The organism is Xanthobacter aminoxidans (assembly GCF_023571765.1).
GTDB lineage: Bacteria > Pseudomonadota > Alphaproteobacteria > Rhizobiales > Xanthobacteraceae > Xanthobacter > Xanthobacter aminoxidans.
In genome coordinates, this window is record NZ_JAMJXC010000007.1 from 83141 (window position 1) to 103197 (window position 20057).

Annotated in this window: 19 protein-coding genes; 12 read left to right on the forward strand and 7 right to left on the reverse strand. The window is 69.6% G+C overall.

From position 1 onward, the window contains the following. Window positions 1–55: 55 nt before the first annotated feature. The 4 genes from EJ105_RS12795 to EJ105_RS12810 form a co-directional block, all read right to left on the reverse strand. On the reverse strand, window positions 56–442 hold the full coding sequence (locus tag EJ105_RS12795; RefSeq protein WP_024279618.1) for a DUF3126 family protein: 387 nt from the start codon (window positions 440–442) through the stop codon (window positions 56–58). Window positions 443–510: 68 nt separating this feature from the next. Further along, window positions 511–1410 (reverse strand): serine O-acetyltransferase, encoded by a 900-nt coding sequence (gene cysE, locus EJ105_RS12800; RefSeq protein WP_250166635.1) that lies wholly within the window; start codon window positions 1408–1410, stop codon window positions 511–513. Window positions 1411–1488: 78 nt separating this feature from the next. Continuing rightward, the gene (locus EJ105_RS12805; RefSeq protein WP_250166636.1) at window positions 1489–2241 is read right to left on the reverse strand and encodes an alpha/beta fold hydrolase; all 753 of its coding nucleotides are present in this window, start codon (window positions 2239–2241) and stop codon (window positions 1489–1491) included. Further along, window positions 2169–3566 (reverse strand): hypothetical protein, encoded by a 1398-nt coding sequence (locus tag EJ105_RS12810; RefSeq protein WP_250166637.1) that lies wholly within the window; start codon window positions 3564–3566, stop codon window positions 2169–2171. Before EJ105_RS12810 ends, EJ105_RS12805 begins: the two co-directional genes overlap by 73 nt. A gap of 209 nt (window positions 3567–3775) precedes the next feature. Between EJ105_RS12810 and EJ105_RS12815 the strand changes: the two genes are divergently transcribed. The 3 genes from EJ105_RS12815 to EJ105_RS12825 are packed head-to-tail and all read left to right on the forward strand — an operon-like array spanning window position 3776 to window position 7656. After that, complete coding sequence (locus tag EJ105_RS12815; protein WP_250166638.1) at window positions 3776–5608, forward strand: type I secretion system permease/ATPase; 1833 nt, start codon at window positions 3776–3778, stop codon at window positions 5606–5608. A gap of 7 nt (window positions 5609–5615) precedes the next feature. Beyond that, window positions 5616–6959 carry an HlyD family type I secretion periplasmic adaptor subunit gene (locus EJ105_RS12820; protein ID WP_250166639.1) on the forward strand — a complete coding sequence of 448 codons (1344 nt, stop codon included), beginning with the start codon at window positions 5616–5618 and terminating at the stop codon, window positions 6957–6959. A gap of 55 nt (window positions 6960–7014) precedes the next feature. Further along, window positions 7015–7656, forward strand: a complete 642-nt coding sequence (locus tag EJ105_RS12825) for a glutathione S-transferase family protein (RefSeq protein WP_250166640.1) — start codon at window positions 7015–7017, stop codon at window positions 7654–7656. 18 nt (window positions 7657–7674) lie between these two features. On the opposite strand, the gene EJ105_RS12830 is transcribed toward EJ105_RS12825, so the two are convergent. Together EJ105_RS12830 and EJ105_RS12835 are read right to left on the reverse strand one after the other, a co-directional pair. Beyond that, complete coding sequence (locus tag EJ105_RS12830; RefSeq protein ID WP_250166641.1) at window positions 7675–8424, reverse strand: sulfite exporter TauE/SafE family protein; 750 nt, start codon at window positions 8422–8424, stop codon at window positions 7675–7677. Window positions 8425–8562: 138 nt separating this feature from the next. Further along, complete coding sequence (locus EJ105_RS12835) at window positions 8563–9270, reverse strand: aspartate/glutamate racemase family protein (protein WP_250166642.1); 708 nt, start codon at window positions 9268–9270, stop codon at window positions 8563–8565. 253 nt (window positions 9271–9523) lie between these two features. On the opposite strand from EJ105_RS12835, the gene EJ105_RS12840 reads away from it, so the two are divergent. From EJ105_RS12840 to EJ105_RS12880, 9 genes are all read left to right on the forward strand, one after another. Next, on the forward strand, window positions 9524–11218 hold the full coding sequence (locus tag EJ105_RS12840) for an ABC transporter substrate-binding protein (RefSeq protein ID WP_250166643.1): 1695 nt from the start codon (window positions 9524–9526) through the stop codon (window positions 11216–11218). Between the two features lie 219 nt (window positions 11219–11437). Next, window positions 11438–12382, forward strand: coding sequence for an ABC transporter permease (locus EJ105_RS12845; RefSeq protein WP_029557973.1), 945 nt, complete (start codon window positions 11438–11440; stop codon window positions 12380–12382). An 8-nt stretch (window positions 12383–12390) separates the two neighbouring features. Next, window positions 12391–13272, forward strand: a complete 882-nt coding sequence (locus EJ105_RS12850; RefSeq protein WP_029557972.1) for an ABC transporter permease — start codon at window positions 12391–12393, stop codon at window positions 13270–13272. Next, window positions 13269–14330 carry an ABC transporter ATP-binding protein gene (locus EJ105_RS12855; protein WP_250166644.1) on the forward strand — a complete coding sequence of 354 codons (1062 nt, stop codon included), beginning with the start codon at window positions 13269–13271 and terminating at the stop codon, window positions 14328–14330. The genes EJ105_RS12850 and EJ105_RS12855 overlap by 4 nt, the downstream gene beginning before the upstream one ends. After that, window positions 14327–14542 (forward strand): hypothetical protein, encoded by a 216-nt coding sequence (locus EJ105_RS12860; RefSeq protein WP_250166645.1) that lies wholly within the window; start codon window positions 14327–14329, stop codon window positions 14540–14542. The genes EJ105_RS12855 and EJ105_RS12860 overlap by 4 nt, the downstream gene beginning before the upstream one ends. Then, entirely contained in the window at window positions 14539–15981 is a 1443-nt protein-coding gene (locus EJ105_RS12865) for an amidase (RefSeq protein WP_250166646.1), read from the forward strand. Before EJ105_RS12860 ends, EJ105_RS12865 begins: the two co-directional genes overlap by 4 nt. Next, window positions 15978–16994 (forward strand): ABC transporter ATP-binding protein, encoded by a 1017-nt coding sequence (locus EJ105_RS12870; RefSeq protein ID WP_250166647.1) that lies wholly within the window; start codon window positions 15978–15980, stop codon window positions 16992–16994. Before EJ105_RS12865 ends, EJ105_RS12870 begins: the two co-directional genes overlap by 4 nt. After that, window positions 16994–18244, forward strand: coding sequence for a Zn-dependent hydrolase (locus EJ105_RS12875; protein WP_250166648.1), 1251 nt, complete (start codon window positions 16994–16996; stop codon window positions 18242–18244). Before EJ105_RS12870 ends, EJ105_RS12875 begins: the two co-directional genes overlap by 1 nt. Further along, window positions 18241–18714 (forward strand): ureidoglycolate lyase, encoded by a 474-nt coding sequence (locus EJ105_RS12880; RefSeq protein WP_250166649.1) that lies wholly within the window; start codon window positions 18241–18243, stop codon window positions 18712–18714. The genes EJ105_RS12875 and EJ105_RS12880 overlap by 4 nt, the downstream gene beginning before the upstream one ends. Before the next feature lie 6 nt (window positions 18715–18720). Here EJ105_RS12880 and EJ105_RS12885 read toward each other — a convergent pair whose 3' ends face one another. Continuing rightward, window positions 18721–19869, reverse strand: coding sequence for an acyltransferase family protein (locus tag EJ105_RS12885; RefSeq protein ID WP_250166650.1), 1149 nt, complete (start codon window positions 19867–19869; stop codon window positions 18721–18723). Window positions 19870–20057 lie beyond the last annotated feature (188 nt).

The window sequence follows — 20057 nt, forward strand, 5'->3', positions numbered from 1 at the left end:
GCGCGTTCAGGGCCGGGCGCAAGCGTCCCGCTGGACGCCCGCGCCTGTCGCAGGCTCACTCGAGGTCGGTCTCGAAGATAGCCATGCGGAAGTTCTGCGTGGCCTTCCCCTTTTCCTCGTCCTTGGTGAGAGTGCCGATGGCATCATCGCCGAGATAGACCTCGGCGGTGTCCTTGGACTTGGCGAAGGCGACCACCTTGAACTTCGGGTTGCCGAACTTGGTGCGGAGGTAGCTGGGAGCGTCCTTGTCCAGAACCGGCATGCGGAAATGATAGGAAAGCTCGCCGTCCTCCTCGTCCTTGTCCAGAGTGCCGATCGCTTCCTCGCCGAGGAACACCTCGGCGCTGCCCTTCGGCTTCGCGCGGGCTGCCACGTTGATCTGCGGATTGTTGAAGAGGTTCCGCATATAACGCTGCACCTGCTCGATCTCGGTCTTGTCCAAGGGGTGTCCTCCTGAGAGCGGATGGCCGCCTTATGGCCGCCATCGGGTGCGCGTTCAAGCCGGCGGGGTCAGATGTCCGCACCGGACCAGATGTTGTCCTCGAACATCTGGTCCATGGAGCGCGAAGGCTCGGCGCAGCCGGCCTCGCCCACCACCTTGGCCGGGATGCCGGCGACGGTCGAATTGCGCGGCACCGGCTTCAGCACCACGGAGCCGGCGGCGACACGGGCGCAGCGGCCCACCTCGATATTGCCGAGCACCTTGGCGCCGGCGCCGATGAGCACGCCGCGGCGGATCTTGGGATGGCGGTCGCCGCTTTCCTTGCCGGTGCCGCCCAGCGTCACGCCCTGGAGGATGGAAACGTCATCCTCGATCACCGCCGTCGCGCCGATGACGATGCCGGTGGCATGGTCGAAGAACACGCCGCGGCCCATGGGCACCTGGGGATGGATGTCCACGGCGAAGACGGACGACGCGCGGCTCTGGAGGTAGAGCGCGAAATCCTTGTGCCCGTTGTTCCACAGAAAGTGGGCGAGCCGGTGCGACTGGATGGCGTGGAAGCCCTTGAAATAGAGCACCGGATCCAGCGTGCGGTCGGCGGCGGGGTCGCGGTCCACCACGGCCATCACGTCGGCGCGCAGGGCCTGGGAGATGTCCTTGTCCCGGGCCACCGCATCGAGCCAGGCGGCGCGGATGGCGGAGCCCGGCAGGTCGGTGTCGCCGAGACGGGCGGCGATGCGCTCGCCGATCACGGCTTCGAGGCTGGGCTGGCCGAGGATGGCGCTGGTGAAGAATCCGGCGAGCAGCGGCTCGCGCTCGGCGGCCTCCTCGGCCTCGTTGCGCAGGCGCGCCCATACGGGGTCCACCACATCGTGCCAGCGCTCGGTGCCAAGGCGCGTCACGCGCGGCACGGCAGTCTCCGGCACCTGTGAAACCGGTACCTGCGACACCATCGGCAATTGCGGCATCTCTGCCTCCTCGGGGATCAGACTTGCCCCTGTTCTAGCACATGCTGCGGCGAGGCGAGAGGTTCCCGCCGGCCAGCGTCAAGGGCGCGCCTTCAGGAAGTCGAGAGCGCCCTGCTTGAACACCTTGTCACCCACGGCGGGATTGTGGTCGCGGTTGGGAATGTCGAGCTGGGTGCCGTCCGGCAGCAGCGCCACCAGCGGCGCAGCGGCGCCGGCCACCGCATCGCGGGTGCCGATGGCGACCATCACCGGCTGGAAGATGCGCCCCACCTCCTCGCGCGTCAGCACCTGCCGCGAGCCGCGGATGCAGGCGGCGAGTGCCTTCAGGTCCGCCTTGTTGGCATCGGCGAAGGCGCGGAACATGCGGCCCATGGGGTCCGCGACGTCGTCGAGGCTCGGCGCCTCCAGCGCGTCTGCCACCGTCTGCGGCAGGCCCGCGCCTTCCACGAGGTGGATGCCGAGACCGCCGAAGATGGCCGAGCGCACCGCATGGGGAAAATGCAGCGCCATCTGGGCGGCGACCCGCGCGCCCATGGAATAGCCGATCACGTCCGCCCGCTCGAGGCCGAGATGCCGGAGCAGGTTGTGGGCGTCCTCCGCCATCAGGCGGGTGTCGTAGAGGGCGGGATCGTAGAGCTTTTCGGATTCCCCATGGCCGCGATGGTCGAAGGCGATGACGCGATAGCCCGCCTCGGTGAGCGTCTTGGTCCAGGAGGGGCCGACCCAGTTGATCTCCTTGGTGGAGGCGAAGCCGTGGATCAGGAGGACCGGCTCGCCGGCACCCTGATCGAGATAGGCGATATCGACACCGTCGGAGGAGAAATGGGGCATGAGGGACCTTCGCGGGGAACGGCGAGCAGGGGAGCCGCGCGCCGCTCGGGCGCGCGGGCCGGGAAACTAGAAGGTCCCTCCCCGCCTGCCAACTCCCCGCCGGTCTCCTCCTGTCCCAGCGCGCGCACCGCCTCCGTGGCGGCGAGGACGTCGCGGGTTGCCTCAGCGATGACATCGGCGGCGGCGGTTGCCGGCACCGCGACCTCCGCCATGGGCGCAACAACCGGCGCGCGCCGCACGAACAGCTTTCCGCGCGCAGCGCCCCGAGGCGCCTCCCGCCGGCGCCGCTTGTGCCGCCACGTCCGGCGGGCGCAGGCGACGCAGAAGGAATTGAAGCTGGACACCAGCGCGAAGAGATAGAAGACCGCGAGGAAGCCCCACCAGATGAGGTGGAACAGCAGGCTGGTGATGGCGATGGCGCCGCGCCCCAGCGTCTTCAGGATGGCGAGCGTTTGCGCGCCCTTGGCGTCGGCGAGCCGGGCGACGCGGGAGAGGTCGCGGCCGCCCTCGGCCACCTTCAGGCCTTCCAGCGCGGCGCGGGTGCCGGCCTTGGCCTCGATGCGGGCGGTGTCGTCCAGCATCCGGGTGAGGGTGGCGAGGCGATCGGTGCGCACCACGCTCTTCACCGCCGCCCCGTCCACCGCTGCCGAGCCGGAGAGGAGACGGCGCAGAGCCACGAAGTCCACGCTTTCCCGGGCTGCCCGGGTGAAGCTGCGCAGCAGGCCGGCGGAGAGGCGGCCGGTGCGCTTCGCCACCTTCACCAGCGAGATGCCCATACGCACCGGCAGGCTCGCGCCCACGGTGGCGTAAGTTCCCGCGGTGACGGCGATGCCTACTGCCGACAGGCCGAGAATGAGCTGATCCGGTTCCTCCCCGCGGGCCATCTTCAGGCCCTCGCGGCCGGCGTCGCGGATGTCGCCCCAGACCATTAGGTCGCTCGTCGCCGCCCCCGCGAGGCCGGCGAGATCATTGGGCTGGCCGGTGATGAAGCCCATGCCGAACGCCTTGGCGGAATGCAGCGCCTGCGCCGTCGTGCCATTGGCCGCCTCCACCTGCTTGCGCAGCTCCGGGGGAACGGCGAGGTGCCGGGCATCGGCCAAAGCGAGATAGGAGGTGGCGAGGGCGGTATCGTCCTCCGCCAGCGCCGCCGCGATGGCGCGCGCCGCGTCCTCCCCCGTGAAGGCGCGAAGACCGAGATCGGCGAGGGCGGCGGGATCGTCGCGGGCGGCGATCAGCTTCGCGCTCTCCTTCGCCACGGGCACGAGCCAGGGCGCCGCGCCCAGCAGCGAGATGAAGACGACGAGGAAGGCGAAGATGCGGGCCATGGTCTTTCCGTGCCGTCATCCTCGCATCCCATTGTGGCGAAGTCGAAGGCGTTCGCGGCCGGATCAGCCTCCCCTAACGGCAATGCAATTTGAGCCGCGGCTGCCCCTTCCACCGCTTCCGCCGGCCGCTCCCGCCGCATAAAAGGAAGGCTTGGCGCCCTTGCGCGCCATGCGAGCATTGGCCCCAGCCGGGCCGGAGACGCCGGGGCATGAGCGTAACGGGATCGAGAGAGCCAGCCGCCTCGGGCGCACCGACGGCGCTGGACCGTGCTCTGCGGACGATCCGGCCGGCTTTCGTCAGCGTCGTGGTGTTCAGCTTCTTCATCAACCTCCTCGGCCTCAACGCCTCCATCTACATGATGCAGGTCTATGACCGGGTGCTCGGCAGCCGCAGCATCGAGACGCTGGTGCTGCTCACCCTCATCACCGCCTTCCTCTATCTGGTGTGGGCGGCGCTGGAAGGGTTGAGGTCCCGCCTGCTGGAGCGGGCCGGCATCGCCTTCGACACCAAGGTGGCGGCGGACGTCTTCGATGCCGTGCGCCGCATGGCGCTGCGCGCGCCGGGCAATGGACAGGCGCAGGCGCTGCGCGACCTCGACACCGTGCGCGACTTCTATGCCGGCGCCGGCCTCGCCGCTTTGTGCGATGTGCCGTGGGTGCCCATCTACATGATCTGCGCGACGCTGCTGCACCCCTATTACGGCGTGCTGGCGGTGGCGAGCTGCCTGATCTCCGGCTTCCTCGCGGTGCTGAACAACCGCGCCACCCGCGAGAGCCTCGCCGAAGCGGGCCGCGCCGGCATCAAGGCCAATGCCCTCGCCACGGCCACCCTGCGCAATGCGGAAGTGCTCAAGGCCATGGGCATGTCGAAGGCCCTGCGCGCGCGCTGGAGCGAGGCGCACGAGGGCGCCATGGGCTGGCAGAGCCGGGCCGGCGACCGAGGCGCGCTTCTCATCGGCATCACCAAGTTCAACCGGGCGCTGGTGCAGAGCATCGTGCTCGGGCTCGGCGCCTGGCTCGCCATCCAGAAGCAGATTTCGCCCGGCATGATCATCGCCGGCTCCATCCTGGTGGGCCGCTGCATCCAGCCCATCGAGCAGGCAGTGAGCAACTGGAAATCGGTGGTGAACATGCGCACCGCCTATGGCCGCATCCAGCTGCTGCTGCGCGCCGCCCCTCCCCCGCCCGAGCGGCTGCGCCTGCCGGAACCCACGGGGGCGGTGAGCGTGGAGAACCTGTTCGTGCGGGCGCCGGGCCGCGAGACGGCGGTGCTGCGGCAGCTGTCGTTCCGGCTCGACGCCGGCAGCGCCCTCGGCGTCATCGGCCCGACGGCGGCCGGCAAGTCCACCCTCGCGCGAGCGCTGGTCGGCGTGTGGCCGGCCGCGTCAGGCGCACTGCGGCTCGACGGATCGGACCTTGCCCATTGGGACGAGGAGCAGCTCGGCCGCCATGTCGGCTACCTGCCGCAGGACGTGGAGCTGTTCGCCGGCACCATCGCCGAGAATATCGCCCGCTTCACCGCCGCCGAGCCGGAGGCCGTGGTGGCGGCGGCGCAGCTCGCCGGGGTCCATGAGATGATCCAGCAGCTGCCGCAGGGCTACAATACCGAGATCGGCGACGGCGGCCTCGCCTTGTCCGGCGGGCAGCGCCAACGCATCGGCCTTGCCCGCGCGGTGTTCGGCCTGCCGGCGCTGATCGTGCTGGATGAGCCCAATGCCAGTCTCGATCCGGCCGGCGAAGCCGCGCTCACCGAGGCGCTGAAGCAGTTGAAGGCGGCGCGCCGGACGGTGGTACTCATCACCCACAGGCCGGCCGCTTTGGCCCAATGCGATCTCGTGCTCGCGCTCAAGGATGGCACTGCCCTCGCCTTCGGCCCACGCGACGAGGTGATGAAGCGCGTCGCCCAGGGTTCGGCGCCCACGCAGATGCCCCAGCCCGCAGCCTCTGCCGGGGGTAGCGCACCGACTGTTCGCGTCCGCAAATCCGTCGCCGGCCTCGGCACCGCGCCGGCCTCGTCGGCCGGTCCGGCGAACCAGCCGTGAGGCGCGCATGACCTCGCCCGCCTTTCCCGACCGTCCCTTCGCCGGCGCCTCGCCCCGGACGCCCTCGGGCTATCGCAGCGTCGCGCTCGCGGGCTACGCTCTGATCGCCGTCACCTTCCTCGGCTTGGGCGGGTGGGCGGCGATGGCCCGCGTCGACGGTGCGGTGGTCGCACCGGGCGTGATCGGCGTGGAGAGCAAGCGGCAGGTGGTGCAGCATCTGGAAGGCGGCATCGTCGCCGCCATCCTGGTGCAGGAGGGGCAGAAGGTGGGACGGGACGAAACCCTGTTCCGGCTCGATCCCACCCAGTCGCGGGCCAATGACGAGGCCGCCCTCGCCCAGCGACGCGCCGCTCTGGCCCTGGAAGCCCGCCTCGTCGCCGAACGGGACGATGCTCCCGCCATCACCTTCCCGCCCGAGCTTCTGGAACTCGCCCGCGTGCCCGCCGTCCGGGAGGCCATGGCCGACCAGATCGCCCAGTTCCGCGACCGCCGCGCCGCCTTCCAGAGCCAGATCGACATCCTGAACGGCCGCATCCTCCAGCTCGGCCATGAGCTGGAGGGACTTGCCCAGGAACGCGCTTCGGCCCGGCAGCAATTGGTCTTCGTCGAAGACGAACTGACCGCCGTGCGCGAGCTGGAGCGCAAGCACCTCGTCAACAAGTCGCGCGTCTCCTCGCTCGAGCGGGAAAAGGCGCGGCTGGACGGGCTCGTGGGCCGCAACATTGCCGACGAGGCCAAGGCGCGCGGCTCCATCGGCGAGCAGAAGATGCAGATCGTCCAGCTCACGCAGCAGCGGGCGGAAGATGTCGGCTCCCAGTTGCTCGATATCCGCGAGAAGCTGGCGGAGCTGAAGGAGAAAGTTCAGGTCACCCGCAGCGTGCTGGAGCGCATCGAGATCCGCGCTCCCAGCAGCGGGATCGTGCAGAACATCAACCCGCGCATCTACACGGTGGGCGCCGTGGTGCGCCCCGGCGATACGCTGCTGGAGATCGTGCCTCTGGACGCGCCGCTGGTGGTGGAAGCCCGCGTGCCCGTGCAGGACATCGACCGCCTCGACCTCCATGAGGCGGTGGAAGTGCGCTTTCCCGCTTTCCACGGCCGGACCACGCCGATGGTGCTCGGCCATCTCGCGTCGGTGTCGCGCGATCGGCTGGTGGACGAGACCACCCACCAGCCCTATTTCCTCGCCCGCGTCGGCGTGGACGAGACGGACGTGCCGGCCGACCTGCGCAGCCGGCTCCAGCCGGGCATGGATGCGGAAGTCGCCTTCCACACCGGCTCGCGCACGGTGCTGAGCTATCTGCTGCGCCCCCTCGCCGATGCCATGGCCCGCGCCTTCACGGAGCGATGACGGCCTCGCGCCGATAGGCGAACGGGACTACAAGGGCGCCGAAAGAGGACGGGATATGACCATGCTGAAGGTCTGGGGCCGCATCAATTCGGTGAACGTCGAGAAGGTGATCTGGACCGCGCAGGAGCTTGGCTTGCCCTTCGAGCGGATCGAGGCCGGTGGCGCCTTCGGCGTGGTGGATACCCCGGAGTTCCGGGCCAGGAACCCGGTGGGCCGGGTGCCGGTGATCGACGATGACGGCTTCGTGCTGTGGGAATCCAACGCCATCGTACGCTACCTCGCCACCCGCCACGGGCTCGGCGCGCTGATGCCCGCCGACCTGCGCGCGCAGGCCGAAGCCGGGCGTTGGATGGATTTCCAGCTCGGCACCGTCGCCGCGCCGCTGAGCGCGCTGACATGGGGCATCGTGCGCACCGCGCCGGAAAAGCGCGATCCGAAGGCCCTCGCACCGGCCTTCGCCAATCTCGGCGCGGCGCTGGCGATCGTGGAGGCGGGGCTCGCCGGTCGCACTTATCTGGTGGGCGAGGGCCTCACCGTCGCCGACATTCCGCTCGCCTGCTGCGCCCACCGCTGGTTCAACATGCCGCTGGAGGGCACCGGGCTGGAACGGCCCGATCTGCCCAACCTTGCCGCCTGGTACGGACGGCTGAAGGCGCGGCCGGCGGTTGCGGGACTGATGCCGACGCCGCTGACCTGAGGCGCAGGTGATGCGCCTTCAGAAGTGCGTCACCCCATCGTAGATCAGCTTCACGCCGACCACCGCGAGGATGGTGTAGACGAGGCCGAAGAAGCGCGCCGGTGAGACGCGGCGCACCAGCCAGACGCCGGCCATGGTCGACACCACGGCAATGGGGATCAGCGCGGCCGAGGTGGCGAGATTCTCGAATGAGATCTGGCCCAGCGCGAGGAAGAACGGCAGCTTCACCCAGTTCACCACCGCGAAGAAGGCGGTGGCCGTCGCCGCGAACTGCTGCACGGGGAGCGGGCGCCGCAGCAGATAGATCATCAGCGGCGGACCACCCGCATTGGCGATCATGCTGGTGAAGCCGGAGACGGCGCTCCACACCGCGGCGGCGATGGGGCCCGACTCCCCCGGCGTTCGCTTCAGCCGCCGCGACAGGAAGGCGCGCACCGCTTCCACCACCGAGAGCACGCCGATGCCGAAGGCCACCGCCGCGTCGGACACGGAGGCCGCAAGCAGATAGCCGAGCACGATGCCGGCGAGGGCGCCCGGAAGGGTGCGCAGCAGCTCCTTCCGGCTCCAGCGGCGCCAGTAGGCGTAGAGGCTCACCACGTCCTGGACGATCAGCACCGGCAGGATGATGGCGGCCGCCTGGATGGGCGACATCACCAGCGCCAGAATGGGCTGGCCCAGCACCGAAAGGCCGGTGAAGCCGCCCTTGGAGAGGCCCACCACAATGGTGGCCGGCACGGCGGCGGCATAGAAGAGGGGATCGACGATCAAGGGGAACTCGCTGCGGCAGCCGCCCCTCACGCGGGGACGGGCACCGGTCGCGCGGAGGCGCCGGCCTGCCGCCTATAGCAGCCCGCCCGGCGCGGCACGACAGAAAATCCCCTGCAAGGCCAAGCCCCAGTCCGCCGCTCAGCGCCTCTCCCTGCGGCATGAGCCGAGCCGGGCGAGGGCCAGCGCCTGCTCGAATCCGGCTTCGAGGGAATCGATGATGGGCAGGGGCGCGGCGACCTCGATCTCGGCGGCGTAGCCGGCCAGCGCCGCGCCGCCGAGGATGAGCACGTCCGGCGCCTGTGCGGCGATGGTCTCCTCCACCACCCGCGCCACCGCCCAGGTCTTGTCCGACGAGCCGTCCGCATGGCGGGCGGACAGAGCGAGGGCGTCGCCGGGCACCATGGCGATGCCGGCGCAGCGTCCGTCCAGATGGGTGCGGCGCATCAGCTCGCGCAGCATGGCGGGCCATTCGCCGTCCGGCACCACGATGGAGAAGCGTTCGCCCAATTGGAGCGCGGCGAGGATGCTCGCCTCGGCCATGCCGGCGAAGGGAAAGGCGAAGGTGCCGCGCAGCGCCTCCAGGCCCGGCTCGCCGAAGCAGGCATAGAGGGCGGCATCGAAGGGGGGACGCCCTTCCTCCTGCTCCTTCGCCACGGCCGCAGCCACCGCCTCCAGCGCCGCATGGCCCGCCACCGCCGCCGACTGGCGCGTGGTGACATAGGGCTGGCCGAAGCTGGCCGTGACGCCGGCAAGTTCGACGCCTGCGGGCGCACGACGGTTCAGCGCCGCCACCATGCGATCGGTCACGGCCTCGCTGGTATTCGCGTTCAGGACCAGAATCTTCAAAGCGCCCTCCCCCTACCCGCCCCAAAGGAAGCATCCGGGGGCCGGCCTGAAAAGCGTCCCGCACGCCTCTCGACCCAAAATGCATGCGATGAACCGCATTTGCCCAATTGATAGGCAATCATGCAATTTGTCGATGATTTGACGACGAACTGTTTCAAGCATTCCGTAGCGGCACAAAGGATCGGGACGGCTTCTGCGCCGTGGCACAGGGGTTGCTAGCCAGCATGGGCATCGCGCCGAAGAGGACTCGACGATGCTCAAGAAAGACCTGCGCAACAGCCCGGCCAGCCGCCTCCTGAGGACGGCCGCCTTTCTCGTGGCCACGGGGGGCGCCATCGCCGTCCCGGCCCTTCTGGCACCGGGCTTTGCCGCTGCGGAGACCACCCTGCGCATCGGCATGACGGCAGCCGATATTCCGCGCACCCTCGGCCAGCCCGACCAGGGTTTCGAGGGCAACCGCTTCACCGGCCTCACCATGTATGACGCGCTGGTGCTGTGGGACCTGTCCTCGGCCACCAAGCCCAGCGTCCTCGTCCCCGGCCTCGCCACCGAGTGGAAGGTGGACGATCAGGACAAGACCAAGTGGATCTTCAAGCTGCGCCCCGGCGTGACCTTCCATGACGGCTCGCCGTTCAACGCCGATGCCGTGGTGTGGAACGTGGACAAGGTGCTCAACAAGGAGGCACCCCAGTTCGATGCCAGCCAGGTGGGCGTCACCGCCTCGCGCATGCCAACCCTGCGCTCGGCGAAGAAGATCGACGATTTGACGGTGGAGCTGACCACCGCCGAGCCCGACTCCTTCCTGCCCTACAACCTCACCAACCTGTTCATGGCGAGCCCTGCCCACTGGCAGAAGCTCTATGAGACGGCGGAGGGCGCCGACGCCAAGGCGAAGGCCGCCGCGGCCTGGACCATCTTCGCCCGCAGTGCCTCCGGCACCGGCCCATGGAAGATGGCCGCCTTCGTGCCGCGCGAGCGGCTGGAGCTGGTGAAGAACGCCGCCTACTGGGACAAGAACCGCATCCCGAAGACCGACCGCATGGTGCTCCTGCCCATGCCCGAGGCCAACGCCCGCACCGCCGCCCTCCTCGCCGGGCAGGTGGACTGGATCGAGGCCCCCGCGCCCGACGCCCTGCCCCAGCTGAAGTCTCGCGGCTTCAAGATCGAGGCGAACGAGCAGCCCCACGTCTGGCCCTGGCAGTTCTCCCGCATCGAGGGCTCGCCGTGGAACGACATCCGGGTGCGCAAGGCGGCGAACCTGTGCATCGACCGCGAAGGGATGAAGGAGGGCCTGCTCGGCGGCCTCATGGCTCCCGCCACCGGCACCGTGGAGCCCGGCCATCCCTGGCGCGGCAACCCCACCTTCCAGATCAAGTATGATGTGAAGGAAGGCCAGAAGCTGATGAAGGAGGCCGGGTTCGGCCCCGACAAGAAGCTGAAGGTGACGACGCAGACCTCGGCCTCGGGATCCGGCCAGATGCTGCCGCTTCCCATGAACGAATACCTGCAGCAGGCGCTGGCCGAATGCTATTTCGACGTGAAGCTCGATGTGATCGAGTGGAACACGCTGTTCACCAACTGGCGCAAGGGCGCGAAGGACCCGTCCGCCAACGGCTCCAACGCGGTGAACATCACCTATGCGGCCATGGACCCGTTCTTCGCCATGGTGCGCTTTCTCCAGTCCGGCATGGCGCCGCCGGTGTCCAACAACTGGGGCTACATCAACAACCCCAAGTTCGACGAGCTGGTGAAGAAGGCGCGCAACTCCTTCGATCCCGCCGCACGTGATGCCGCCCTCGCCGAGCTGCACGCCGCCTCGGTGGACGATGCCGCCTTCCTCTGGGTCGCCCACGATGTGGGCCCGCGCGCGCTGAGCCCGAAGATCACCGGCTTCGTGCAGCCCAAGAGCTGGTTCGTGGACTTCTCGCCGGTGTCCATCAGCCAGTGAGGCACGCAGGGTAACGGCGCGCGCTTCCGTTCCCCTGACGGCCGTCATGCCCGGGCTTGTCCCGGGCATCCACGTCGGGCCGCCTGAGTGACCTCTGACGCTGAACCCGGCCGCACCACGTGGATGGCCGGGACAAGCCCGGCCATGACGGTCGGCAGATGCGCATCCAAGCGCGGAGCCGCCGGCCCCGCGCCCTTCCAACACAAGCAGGATCGCCCCGTGCTGGTCTATGTCCTCAGGCGCATCGTCTATGTGATCCCCATCGTCGTCTCGGTGGCGCTGGTGTGCTTCCTTCTGGTGCACATCACCCCCGGCGACCCGCTGGTGGCGGTGCTGCCGCCGGACGCCTCGGCGGAACTCGCGGCGCAGCTGCGCGCGGCCTACGGATTTGACCAGCCGCTTCCGGTGCAGTTCGGCCTGTGGGTCTGGCATGCGCTGCATGGCAATCTCGGCACCTCCATCGCCACCGGCCGCCCGGTGCTGGCCGAGGTGACGGCGGCGGTCGGCAACACCTTCATCCTGGCGGTTTCGGCCGCCATCATCGGCTTCGCGCTGGGGGCCTTCTTCGGCCTCATCGCCGGCTATTTCCGTAACACCTGGGTGGACAAGCTCGCCACCTCCATCGCGGTGGCCGGCGTCTCCGTGCCCCATTACTGGCTGGGCATGGTGCTGGTCATCATCTTCTCGGTGTGGCTCAACTGGCTGCCCGCCGTGGGCATGGGGCCGGGCGGATGGTCGTGGGACTGGGAGCACATGCGCTTCCTCATCCTGCCCGCCGTCACCATGTCGGTCATCCCCATGGGCATCGTCACGCGCACGGTGCGCGCGCTCACCGGCGACATCCTCTCGCAGGATTTCGTGGAGGCGCTGCGCTCCAAGGGCCTGCGCGAGACCCAGGTGTTCCGCCACGTGGTGAAGAACGCCTTGCCCACCGCCATCGCCGTCATGGGCCTCCAGCTCGGCTACCTGCTCGGCGGCTCGATCCTCATCGAGACGGTGTTCTCCTGGCCGGGCACGGGCTTCCTTTTGAACTCCGCCATCTTCCAGCGCGACCTGCCGCTATTGCAGGGCACGATCCTCGTGCTGGCGCTGTTCTTCGTCTTCCTCAACCTCGTGGTGGACATCGCCCAGGCGGCGATCGACCCGCGCATCAAGAGGGCCTGATCGTGGCGATGACCAGCGATGCCGCCCTTGAGGCGGCCCCCGTCGAGAAGGCCCGCGGCTATTGGGCGACGGTGGCCCGCCGCATCTCCCGCGACAAGGTGAGCATGGCCTGCGCGGCCATCCTCATCCTCATCGTGCTGGCGGCGATCTTCGCGCCCTGGCTCGGCCTCGCCGATCCCTACCAGGGCTCCATGATCCGCCGGCTGCGCCCCATCGGCACGCCGAACTATCCGCTCGGCACCGACGAGCTCGGCCGCGACATGCTCTCCCGCCTTGTCTATGGCGGGCGGCTCTCGCTGCTCATCGGCATATTGCCGGTGATCCTCGCCTTCGGCATCGGCACCAGCCTCGGGCTGCTGGCCGGCTATCTCGGCGGCAAGGTCAACACGATCATCATGCGCACGATCGACGTGTTCTACGCCTTCCCCTCGGTGCTGCTCGCCATCGCCATCTCGGGCGTGCTCGGGGCGGGCATCGTCAATTCCATCGTCTCGCTCACCGTGGTGTTCGTGCCGCAGATCACCCGCGTGGCGGAGAGTGTCACCACCTCGGTGCGCTCGCTCGACTTCGTGGATGCGGCGCGGGCGTCGGGCGCCTCGGCGCTCACCATCATGCGCGTGCACATGCTGGGCAACGTGCTGGGGCCGATCTTCGTCTATGCGACGGGCCTCATCTCCGTCTCCATGATCCTCGCGGCGGGCCTCTCCTTCCTCGGCCTCGGCACGCGGCCGCCGGAGCCCGAATGGGGCCTGATGCTGAACACCCTGCGCACCGCCATCTACGTCAATCCGGGCGTCGCGGCTCTGCCGGGCGTGATGATCTTCGCCGTCTCCATCTGCTTCAACATGCTCAGCGACGGGCTGCGCAGCGCCATGGACATCCGCAATTGAGCACCATCGAACCTCTTGAGGACCTCGGCGGACCGGCCCAGCCGCTGCTCGCCGTCAACAGCCTCACCAAGCACTTCCCCATCGGCGGCGGCCTGTTCGCCGAAAAGAAGACCGTGCGGGCGGTGGACGACGTGTCCTTCGCTGTCGCCAAGGGCGAGACGCTCGGCATCGTGGGTGAGAGCGGCTGCGGCAAGTCCACCACCGCGCGCCTGCTCATGCACCTCATGCCGCGCACCTCCGGCGAGATCCTGTTCGACGGCCAGGTCGTCGGCTACAGCCTCTCCATGCGCGAGTTCCGGCGTGGCATGCAGATGGTGTTCCAGGACAGCTACGCGTCCCTGAATCCGCGCCTCACCATCGAGGACAGCATCGCCTTCGGGCCGAAGGTCCACGGCATCCCCGACAAGGAGGCGCGGGCGCTCGCCCGCGAGCTGATGGGCAAGGTGGGCCTGCGCCCGGAAGTCTTCGCCAACCGCTATCCGCACGAGGTGTCCGGCGGCCAGCGCCAGCGCGTCAACATCGCCCGTGCCCTCGCCCTGAAGCCACGGCTCGTTATCCTGGACGAGGCAGTCTCGGCGCTGGACAAGTCGGTGGAGGCGCAGGTGCTGAACCTGCTCACCGACCTCAAGCGCGAGTTCGGCCTCACCTACGTGTTCATCAGCCACGACCTCAACGTGGTCCGCTACATCTCTGACCGGGTGCTGGTGATGTATCTCGGGCAGGTGGTGGAGGTGGGGCCGGTGGATCAGGTGTGGGAGGCCCCTGCCCACCCCTACACGCGCGCTCTGCTCGCCGCCATGCCGGCCCTCGACCCGGACAAGCGCACCGAGACGCCGCCGCTCTCGGGCGATCCGCCCAACCCCATCGATCCGCCCGCCGGCTGCCGCTTCCACACCCGCTGCACCTTCGCGGAAGAGGTGTGCGGACGGGTGTGCCCCGCCCTCTCCCCGGCGACGCCGGGCGATACGGCGCCCGACGCCCATCTCGCCGCCTGCCACATGGTCATTCCGGGCTCCGGCCACAGCCGCGCGCCCGCCGCGACGGAGGTCGCCGCATGAGCCAGCATCTTTCGTCTGAAGACGCCGCCGCCATCATCCGCGCCGCCGGCCTCGATCTTCCCGCCAGCGATGCCGCGCGCATCGCCTCCGGCATCTCGCCCGGCCTTGCCGCCTTCTCCGCCGTGGCCGGCACCCTGCCGTTCGATCTGGAGCCGGCGACCTTCCTCGCGGTGCAGCGGCCCTGCGCGGAGCCGAAGGAGGGCGGCCAATGAGCCTGTCGCTCCGCCCCTCCGCCGGCGCGCCGGCCGATCCGGCGCTGATGACGCTCGCGGAAGCCGCCATGGCCATCCGCGCCGGCGTGCTCTCCTCCCGCGAGGCGACGGAGGCGTGCCTCGCCCGCATCGCGCGGCTCCAGCCGGCGCTCAACGCCTTCATCGCCATCGAGCCCGAAGCGGCCCTCGCCGCCGCCGATGCGGCCGATGCCGCGCTGGCGCAGGGCGAGGTGAAGGGCCTGCTGCACGGCCTGCCCCTCGCCCACAAGGACATGTTCTACGAACAGGGCCGCGTCTCCACCTGCGGCTCGAAGATCCTGCGGGACACCGTGGCGACGACGAACTCCACGGCCCTCGCCCGCATCAAGGCGGCGGGCACGGTGCGGCTCGGCGCGCTGCACATGGTGGAATTCGCCTATGGCCCCACCGGCCACAACGCCCATTTCGGCGCGGCGCGGAACCCGTGGAACACCGCCCATGTCACCGGGGGCTCCTCCTCCGGCTCAGGAGCGGCGGTGGCGGCGCGGCTCACCTATGGCGCGCTGGGCTCGGACACCGGCGGCTCCATCCGCATGCCGGCGCATTTCTGCGGCGTCACGGGGCTGAAGACCACGGTCGGGCTCGTCAGCCGCTACGGCGCCATGCCGCTGTCCTTCTCCCTCGACACCATCGGCCCGCTGGCCCGCACCGTGGAGGATTGCGCCATTCTGCTCGGCCTCATGGCCGGCGCCGATCCGCTCGATCCCACCACCGCCACCGCTCCGGTGCCGGACTATCTCGCCGCCGCCGAAGGCCGCCTCAAGGGCCTCACCATCGGCATTCCCGATGCCTTCTATGTGGACGATCTCGACCCCGAGGTCGCCCGCGTGCTGGACGAGACCATCGCGACCCTGAAGCGCGGCGGCGCGCGCATCGTCAGCGTCTCGCTGCCCGACCAGATGAAGCTCTCCGGGGCCTCGCAGGTGGTGCTGAACTGCGAGGCCTCCGCTAGCCACAAGCCATGGCTCCTTGAGCGCCCGCAGGACTATGGCCCGCAGATCCGCTCCCGGCTGGAGAACGGCTTCGCCATCCCCGCCGTAACCTATCTGGAGGCGCTGCGCTGGCGTGGGCCGGCGCTGGCCGCGCATCTGGCGGCGGTCGCCGAAGTGGATGCCGTGCTCGCCCCCACCGCGCCCATGCCCGCCCCCACCATCGCCGAGACCGACACGGACGGCGGGCCGGGCGCGGAGGCGATGATCCAGCGCATCACCCGCTTCACCCGCCCGGTGAACTATCTGGGCCTGCCCACGGTGAGCCTGCCCTGCGGCTTCACCCGCACCGGACTTCCCGTCGGCTTGCAGGTGATCGGCCGGCCGTTCGCCGAGGCGACATTGATCCGCATCGGCGCCGCCTTCCAACGCGAGACCGATTTCCATGAACAGATGCCGGAGGAGCCATGAGCGAAGCGAACGGCACGAAAACCATGGCTGAAGCCGCAAGGCCCCTCGTCGACATCCGCGACCTCACCATCCGCTTCACCGGCGAACGCACCGTCCATGCGGTGAATGGGGTGTCCCTCTCCCTCGGCGAGGGCGAGGTGCTGGGCCTGCTGGGCGAGTCCGGCTCGGGCAAGAGCGTCACCATGCGTGCGCTCATGCGCCTCCTGCCCAAACGGCGCTCGGTGATCTCCGGCAGCGTGCATGTGGCGGGGCAGGATGTGCTCGCCATGGACGACGCCACCCTCTCCGACTTCCGCGGCCGCACCGTCTCCATGATCTTCCAGGAGCCGGCGCTGGCGCTGGACCCGGTCTACACCATCGGCCGGCAGATCTCGGAATCGGTGATGCGCCACGAGGGCGCGAGCCAGCGCGACGCCACCGCCCGCGCGCTGGAGATGCTGGAGCTGGTGCGCATCCCCTCGGCGAAGCGCCGGCTGGATGCCTATCCCCACGAGATGAGCGGCGGCATGCGCCAGCGCGCCATGATCGCCCTCGCCCTCGCCTGCCGCCCCAAGATCCTGCTGGCGGACGAGCCCACCACCGCGCTCGATGCCACGGTTCAGATCCAGATCCTGCTGCTGCTGCGCGAGTTGCAGCGGGAGATGGGCATGTCGGTGATCTTCGTGACCCACGACATCGGTGTCGCCATCGAGATCTGCGACAAGGTGGCGGTGATGTATGCCGGCCAGATGGTGGAGACGGGCACGCTGGGCGAGATCGTCCGCACGCCGCAGCATCCCTATCCGCGCGGGCTGCTCGCCTCTACCGTTCACGGCGCGGCGCGCGGGTCGCGGCTGGAGACCATCCCCGGCACGCCGCCCTCCCTCGACAAGGCGCCTGTCGCCTGCTCCTTTGCGCCGCGCTGTGCCTTCGCGCAGCCGCGCTGCACCGTCGCGCCGCCGCCGCTCGTCCATCTCGGCCCCGGCCGCGACGTGCGCTGTGTTCTGGCTGAAACCCCCGTCCCGGTGAACTGATGACCGCCTACGCCTCCAACCTCACGATCAATGCCGACCGCCTCTGGAGCACGATCATCGAAACCGCCCGCTTCGGCGGCACGGAGAAGGGCGGCGTGCGCCGTCTCACTCTGTCGGAGGAGGACCGGCAGGTGCGCGACTGGTTCCGCGCCGCCTGCGAGGCCGCCGGCTGCACCGTCACCGTGGACGGCCTCGGCAACATGTTCGCTTTGCGGCCGGGGAAGGACATGACCAAGCCACCGCTCGGCATCGGCTCCCACCTCGACACCCAGCCCACTGGCGGCAAGTTCGACGGCGTGCTGGGCGTGATGGCGGCGCTGGAGGTGGTGCGTACTCTCAACGACGCCGGCATCGAGACCGAGACGCCCCTCTGCGTCTGCAACTGGACCAACGAGGAAGGCTCCCGCTTTGCCCCGGCCATGATGGGCTCGGCGGGCTACGTGGCGGACCTGCCGGTTTCCGACATCCTCGCCCGCACCGATGCGGACGGGATCTGCGTCGGCGCGGCGCTGGACGCCATCGGCTATCGTGGGCCGGAAGAGGTGGGCGCGCAGAAATTCTCGGGCTTCCTCGAACTCCACATCGAGCAGGGGCCGATCCTGGAGGCGGAAGGCCTCCCCATCGGCGTGGTGGAGCACGGCCAGGGCATCATCTGGTACGATGGCCGCATCTCCGGCTTCGAGAGCCATACGGGCTCCACACCCATGCATCTGCGCAAGGATGCGCTCGCCGCTTTGTCCGAGATCGTGCTGGCCATCGAAGCCCTCGCCAAGGCGCACGGGCCGAACGCGGTGGGCAGTGTCGGCGAGGCGGTGATCGCGCGGCCCTCGCGCAATGTGATCCCCGGCGAGATCGCCTTTTCCGGCGAATTCCGCACCCCCGACGCCGGCATTCTCGCTGCCCTCGACAAGGCGCTTCAGGAGCAGGTGAAGGAGATCGCCGCGCGGCGGAAGGTGGACATCCGCCTCGACACCATCTGGCGCAAGGAGCCCACCCATTTCGACCCGGCCATGACCGGCGCCATCGCCGCCGCCGCCGACCGGCTGGGCCTGCCGCACCGGCCCATCGTGTCGGGGGCGGGGCATGACAGCTTCCACCTCGCCACCGTGGTGCCCACCGCCATGGTCTTCGTGCCGTGCAAGGACGGCGTGAGCCACAACGAGCTGGAATCCGCCAAGCCGGAGGAGTGCGCCGCTGGCGCCAACGTGCTGCTGCACGCGGTGCTCGCGGTGGCGGGCGGCGGCGCGTGAGGCCTCTCGTCCCACGTTCGCTGACGGGGGAGGCCTTCGCGCCCTATGGCGAGGTGCTGGCGGTGCCGCAGACGGTGGGTATGCGCACGTCGTTCAACACCGTCCTCGCGAACCTGCGGCCCGATGTTCCGGCCTGCCTCTCCCTCATCCTCGCCGCGCCGGTTCCTCAGCCGGTGAGGATCGAGGTGATCGAGCGGCATGTCTTCACCTCCCAGAGCATCGTGCCGATGGCGACAGCCCGCTGGGTGATTGTGGTGGCGCCGGGCGCCGCCGGGGACGGGCCGGACCTGGCGGCGGCGGAGGCCTTCCTGCCCACGCCGGGACAGGGCATCACGCTGGCGCCGGGCACCTGGCACGCGCCGTTGACGGTGCTCGATGCCCCCGCCCCGTTCGCATTCCTCATGTGGCGCAACCACGCGACGGACGACGAAGAGATCATCGCCATTCCTCCGATGGCGGTGGCGGTTTAGCGCCGCTCACGCCTCGGCCAGTCGCTCCCGTCCGCGTTTGCGAATGAAGCGCAGCCCATCCAATACCGGGCGTTCCACCGCGACGAGGAACAGGCTGGCGCAGGCGAAGGCGGCGAGGGCTGTAACCGCGAAGAGCAGCGCGAGCCCTCCGACGCCCACGGGCGCGAAATGCACGAAGGCCCAGGCGGCCGGCCCCACGATCAGCGGCACATGCACCAGATAGAGCGGAAACGAGAGCGCGCCGAGATGCTGCAGCGCCGGTCGCTCGAACAGGTCCCGCAGCCACGGCGTGGTGAGGAACGAGACGATGACGAGCAGCGCCCCGGCCTCCCGCCAGCCGTCGCCGCCGAGGCGGGACAGCACGGCATCGGCAAGGCCCGGCCCGTCCGCATGGCCGGGATAGGTGGCGCCGAGGACGAGACCGAGGAGCGCGAGAAGCGTGCCCCGCATCGGCATCGGCTTCAGCCAGCCGCGCAGCTCGAACAGCAGCGCCCCGCCGCAGAAGGCCGCGAGCGAGAAATCGACAGCAATCCCGAGGCCAAGGCCCCCCGCCACCAGCGCCGGCACCCGCGCCCGCCCCCGCACGAGGGCATAGCCGCCATAGATGAGGATCGAGCCCATCAGCTCGATGCGCATGGTCCAGAGCGGGTTATTGAACAGCGGCTTGCCCGTCTCCACGAACACCTGCACCGCCCCTTCCCACGCCGCCTGCCATAGGGGCGGAATGGGCGGCTGGTGGGTCCAGCGAAACCACGTACTGCCGGAGAGCGCCTGCGCCGCGTTTCCGGCATCGGGAAAGCCGGCGATCCAGACCCATGCGATGAGCGAGGCGGCCAGCGCCGGCAGGGCGAGGCGGAAATATCTGAGGCCGATCAGCAGCGGCGCTTCCTTCAGCGTCCGTGGCGCCGAGGCGGCCAGCACGAAGCCGCTCAGGGCGAAGAAGACGGCCACGGAGAAATGCCCGTTCCACAGCACCGCCAGCGGCGTGTCGGAGACAGAGAAGCCGGTGCGGCCCCAGGAGCGGAAGGGGCCGGGCGTGAAGGCGTAGAAGAAATGGAAGATCGCCACCGTGCAGGAGGCGAAGCCGCGCAAGCCATCGAGGCTGGTGACGCGGCCGAGGGGAGGCTCGATGAGGTGCGTTTCGGAAACAGGCATCAGGCAGGCATCGGGGCAGCAAGCGGGAGCCGGACCGTAGCCCCGCCGGGGACGCGGGTCCATCACCCCCGCCGCCGGGCACCGGACTAACCCGGGCACCCATCCCGCTGCCTGCTCCCGCCGACGCATGAGCCTTCCGGTCAGGCCGGAGGCCGACGGCGTAACGGGGAGCCGGCGGCGTAGCGCTG

Excerpts from the sequence above, each read along its gene's own strand:
- cysE (WP_250166635.1), bottom strand. The coding sequence starts at position 1,410 with ATGCCGCAATTGCCGATGGTGTCGCAGGTACCGGTTTCACAGGTGCCG.
- EJ105_RS12805 (WP_250166636.1), bottom strand. The coding sequence starts at position 2,241 with ATGCCCCATTTCTCCTCCGACGGTGTCGATATCGCCTATCTCGATCAG.
- EJ105_RS12810 (WP_250166637.1), bottom strand. The coding sequence starts at position 3,566 with ATGGCCCGCATCTTCGCCTTCCTCGTCGTCTTCATCTCGCTGCTGGGC.
- EJ105_RS12815 (WP_250166638.1), top strand. The coding sequence starts at position 3,776 with ATGAGCGTAACGGGATCGAGAGAGCCAGCCGCCTCGGGCGCACCGACG.
- EJ105_RS12820 (WP_250166639.1), top strand. The coding sequence starts at position 5,616 with ATGACCTCGCCCGCCTTTCCCGACCGTCCCTTCGCCGGCGCCTCGCCC.
- EJ105_RS12825 (WP_250166640.1), top strand. The coding sequence starts at position 7,015 with ATGACCATGCTGAAGGTCTGGGGCCGCATCAATTCGGTGAACGTCGAG.
- EJ105_RS12840 (WP_250166643.1), top strand. The coding sequence starts at position 9,524 with ATGCTCAAGAAAGACCTGCGCAACAGCCCGGCCAGCCGCCTCCTGAGG.
- EJ105_RS12850 (WP_029557972.1), top strand. The coding sequence starts at position 12,391 with ATGACCAGCGATGCCGCCCTTGAGGCGGCCCCCGTCGAGAAGGCCCGC.
- EJ105_RS12860 (WP_250166645.1), top strand. The coding sequence starts at position 14,327 with ATGAGCCAGCATCTTTCGTCTGAAGACGCCGCCGCCATCATCCGCGCC.
- EJ105_RS12865 (WP_250166646.1), top strand. The coding sequence starts at position 14,539 with ATGAGCCTGTCGCTCCGCCCCTCCGCCGGCGCGCCGGCCGATCCGGCG.
- EJ105_RS12870 (WP_250166647.1), top strand. The coding sequence starts at position 15,978 with ATGAGCGAAGCGAACGGCACGAAAACCATGGCTGAAGCCGCAAGGCCC.
- EJ105_RS12875 (WP_250166648.1), top strand. The coding sequence starts at position 16,994 with ATGACCGCCTACGCCTCCAACCTCACGATCAATGCCGACCGCCTCTGG.
- EJ105_RS12885 (WP_250166650.1), bottom strand. The coding sequence starts at position 19,869 with ATGCCTGTTTCCGAAACGCACCTCATCGAGCCTCCCCTCGGCCGCGTC.